This window comes from Collinsella aerofaciens, assembly GCF_040915425.1.
GTDB classification, from domain to species: Bacteria; Actinomycetota; Coriobacteriia; order Coriobacteriales; family Coriobacteriaceae; genus Collinsella; species Collinsella aerofaciens_BW.
Window position 1 is genome coordinate 1 of sequence record NZ_JBCPDN010000101.1, and the last position, 4,403, is coordinate 4,403.

Below are 4,403 nucleotides of genomic sequence, written 5' to 3' on the forward strand. Positions count from 1 at the left end.
TGGAAAAGCGGCAAGAAAGCCGTCTTGGGCAGCACTGCGCCCACGTAGCCAAGCGACGCCTGAGTCATATCGCTGTCGAGTACAAGCGGCGGAACATCCGAAAGCGTCTCGATGGTCGCCGGCGTACGATAGGTCGTAGCAACGCCGTTAACGACCTCCGCGATGCTGGTCTTTAGGTGAGCCATGAGCTCAACATCAAAGCCGCGCAGCGTTCCCTCGAGCACGCAGGTGTCGGGGATGACGTTGGCCGCCAAGCCGCCGGCGAACTTACCAACGGTAAGTGCGACTTCCTTGGCCGCCGGCACCTCGCGGGAGATAAGCTCCTGGAGCGCCAGGTGCACGTGGACGCCGGCCGTGATGGGGTCGATGCAGATCTCGGGGCTGGAACCGTGGCCGCCCTTGCCCTGGAGCGTGATGCGGAAACCGTACACACCCGAGAGCGCCGGGCTGCCGTAGAGCACCAGGCCAAGCGGCGACTGGCTGTTGACATGCATGGCAAAAGCCGCCTGAGGGCGCGGGTTCTCGAGCAAGCCGTCGGCGATGGCAGCGCGTGCTCCCTCAAAGGTCTCCTCGCCCGGCTGGAACAGCAACTTGACGGTAGCGTTGGCCTCCACAAGCTCGGCCTCTCGAGCCTTGAGCAAACGGGCCGCGCCGAGCAACGCCGTCGCATGCATATCGTGACCGCAAGCATGCATGCAGCCGTTGGTAGAGGCGAAAGGCTCGCCCGACTCTTCGGCAACGGGCAGGGCATCCATGTCGCCACGAAGCATGACGACCGTTCCGGCCTGCTCGTCCTTGCACGTGCCATTGCCCTGAGCGGCCGCGGCCGCACCGGCACCGATCAGGCCAACAACACAGGAGCCGTCGACGAGCGTGGTATGGGGGATGTCCATCTCGTCCAGACGTGCCTGGATATAGGCAGACGTCTGCGGAAGATTGTTACCGAGCTCGGGCATCTGGTGTAGATCGTGTCGCCACGCAGCGAGCTCATCGGCAAATGCCTGGGCTTCTTTGACCAGGCCATCGCCGATAGCGGTCTGCGCCGCCGTGGTAGCCTGAGGCGCTGGTTGCGGTTGAAAATCGGACAGAGCTGGTGCCATAGATGCCCTCCAGTAACGTTTTTGCAGCACGCACTTTGATAGCGTAAAGTGCAAGGCACAACTGTAAAGGCATGACATAAAAAATGCCGCCCTGGGAGGGCGGCGCAACAAGTTGTTTACAATTGCGGGCGAGATTTTCGGCGCAAGAAATCGAAATGCGTCTCGCTCAAGATAATCGACAGGAAGATGAGCGCAAAGCCGGCAAGCAGACGCGAGGTGAGCGCCTCCCCCATCAGCAGCACCGAGAACAGCACACCCGAAGGCGACTCCATCGATAGGAGTAATGAGCCCGTCGAGGCCGGGACGTGCGCCAAGCCGACGTTTTGGATGAGCAGCGCCACGCACGTGCAGCCCACCGAGAGGAAGGCCATCACGCCGATAAAATCCGGCGTCCATACAGACGAGGGCGCTTGGGTCTCGAACAACAGCGACGAGATCAGGCTCAAGACGCCATTGCCCACAAACATCCAAAACGTGATGACGTTGATGTCCATCTTGCGACCGTACTTGGCGGTCACCGCCATCTGAATGGCAAAGAAGACCGCGCCGCCCAGCGTAATGGCATCGCCGGCATTGAACTCGACGCTATCGAGCGCCACCAAGCCAATGCCCGCCAGGCACAGCAACGCGGCGCCTAAGTTGTAACGGGTAAGCTTTTCGCCGCTTAGGACGTAGCTCGCAAACGGAACCAAGATGCAGTACGTGCCCGTCAAAAACGCGCTTTTGCCTGCCGTGGTCTGTGCCAGGCCGATCGTCTGCAAACCGTAGGCACCCCACATGAGCGCGCCCATGCCAAGCCCGACGATTAGGTTGCGGGCATTGAAATGAGCGATGATGCGCTTATGGAAAATGGCAAACATAACCAGTGATGCCGGGAGAAAGCGAACGTAGACCAGCTCGAACACCGGAATGGTGTCGAGCGCGCCCTTCATAGTGGTAAAGGAGTAGCCCCAGATGACCGCCACCGAAAATAGCAGAACTTTCCAGAACAGCGGCGAGCGTGCACCGGCACCCCGGGGAATACCGCCCGCGCCCAAATCCTCACGGGCCACAGGGCTATCGGGCATGTTTTCGATTTCGTTGGCAGCGTATTGGGCCATGGAACATCCTCGCACTCAATCTGGGCGTGGTGTCCGCACGCGTATGGCTGCGCGCCGCCTCATGGTCAAATAAAAACAGGGCGCACCGGACCCCCGGCACGCCCCGCTACTGTAGCAACAACCAAGCAGCCCGTGCAATCCAGCCCGCTAAAGCGTCGGCAAAGTGAACCTCGATGCTCCGGCAATGTCAGCGAAAACGACCCTAAGCGAGCAAGGTGACGTGAAATGAAAGGGCGCTGACCTTCTGGTCGCGCCCTTGAAATTGAACGTCAGATTGCCGCTTAGGGGCGTTTGCAGCGTCGAGCCGTTACGCGGTTTGGTAAAACCGCGTAACTAGATTAATTTGGTTGACTCCAGCTTTTCGATGATCCAGTCGTTGGCTTTGATGACCGGGCGGCGAAAGACGACGCCCAGGGCCAGCGACGGGATCAGATAGCTCGCCAGAATGCCTAGCTCAATCCAGTACTCCATATGGTAGGCACCAGCCATGGCGGCATGCATGGCGTTGATGCCGTGAGTAAACGGCAGGAACGGATAGATCGCCTGGAACACGGGGCCGGTCATCTCGATGGGGAACGTGCCGCCCGAACCGCCGACCTGCATGACCAGCAGCACGACGGCGAGCGCCTTGCCGATATCGCCAAACGAAACCGTAAGCGTGTAGACGATATTGGAGAACACGAGACTCGCGACCCAGCCCGCCAGCACAAACTGCAACGGATTGTCGCACTGGATGCCAAAGAACAGGATGTCGCCCGCGCACACGAGCGTTGCCTGCAGCAGGGCCAGACCGCCAAAGAACAGGTAGCGGCCCAGGTAGATCTCGTGCAGGCGCACGGGGATGAGCTCGTTGATGAGCTCATCGTCAACCGAGACCTTCATCATGGCCGCCAGCACGATCGAGCCGACCCATAGCGACAGAATCGTGTAGAACGGTGCCATGGCCGAACCGTAGTTACGAATCGGATAGACCGGCTTGCGATCGAGCGCGACGGGGCCGGAAAGCGACACGGCCAAACCCTCGGGATCGTTGCCAATCATCGTCTTGATCGTGGCAAGGTCGTCCGACATCAGGGCGCCATCGAGCTCGTCCTTAAACGCACTGATTTTGTCCGACGCCTCGCCCAGCTGATCAGAAGCCTTGTTGACCAGCTTTGCAGCCTTGGAGAGGCCCTTTGCCAGCGAACCGGATGCGTCGGTCAGGCCGTCTACGGCGCTATCCAGATCGCCCGAGATGCCATCGAGCGAGTCCAGGATGCCCGAAACCGTCTTCTTGAGCTCCTTGGCCTTAACCGAGAACGTGGAATCGTAGTCGGACTTGGCGCCCGAAATGCCCGCCTTGGCATCGGCGATGGCCTGATCGACCTCGGCACGCGTGCTGTTGACCTCTGCCATGCTGTCAGAAAGGGACTTAGCAGTTGCCGTCAGGTCCTTGGCGTTGTTGCGATACTCCACCGCGATCCTGCCCAGCGATGTTGCCACAGATTTAAGGCTCTCCTGGAGCTTTTCGTCACTGACCTGCTCGGCAAAGCCGCGGAGCTGGTCGGCCGTGGCGTCGATATCGTCGGCACGTGTATTGAGCGCCGCCGCGGCATCGTTGAGCTGAGACACCGTAAGGTCGACATGCTGATTCGCGGCATCGAATGCCTTCGCAAGCTCGGCGGACACGTTGTCGAACGAGCCCGCGCTTCCGTCAATCGCGGCGTTGATGGCGTCGTTGGCGGCCTTCAGCGCTTCTTTGGAACCGCTCATGCCGCTCTTGGCATGCTCCATCAACTGCTTGGTCGACTCATCGACCGTACCCGTCTGCTGGAGCATACCGCTCGCCGACGTCAACGAATCGGACGTAGAGCTCAAAATGCCCGCCAGCGACGAAGCATTAGCCTGAACGTCTTGCAGGTCCCCAATCGAATCGCCGAGCGTCGAGGACAGGTTGGCGATAAAGTTGCTGACCTGGTCGGTGCTCATGTAATCGAGCAGGCTGGACACCGTCTTAAGACCGATGCTCGTAATGGTCTCGGTAAAAGATTCGTTAACCTGGTTCTGAACGGCGCTCGAACCCTTCTCGGTCACGATCTGCGCGATGGCGTTGGCCTTCTGATTCTCGTAAAACTCGATATCGGCATGCTTAACGTCGGTCGAAAAGAGCGTCATCATATCGGCACTAAACGTCTTAGGGATAACGACAGCCGCATAGTATGCG

The 4,403-nt window shown here is 59.6% G+C and carries 3 protein-coding genes; all 3 read right to left on the minus strand.

Annotation, left to right across the window (positions count from 1 at the left end):
- Window positions 1–1,100 (minus strand): M20 family metallopeptidase (locus tag AB5164_RS09820; RefSeq protein ID WP_368148058.1); only part of this gene is annotated, 1,100 nt, incomplete at its 3' end.
- Window positions 1,101–1,216: 116 nt separating this feature from the next.
- Entirely contained in the window at window positions 1,217–2,200 is a 984-nt protein-coding gene (locus AB5164_RS09825) for a DMT family transporter (RefSeq protein ID WP_368142411.1), read from the minus strand.
- A gap of 333 nt (window positions 2,201–2,533) precedes the next feature.
- A partial coding sequence (locus tag AB5164_RS09830) for a YhgE/Pip family protein (protein ID WP_368148060.1) occupies window positions 2,534–4,403 on the minus strand: 1,870 nt, incomplete at its 5' end.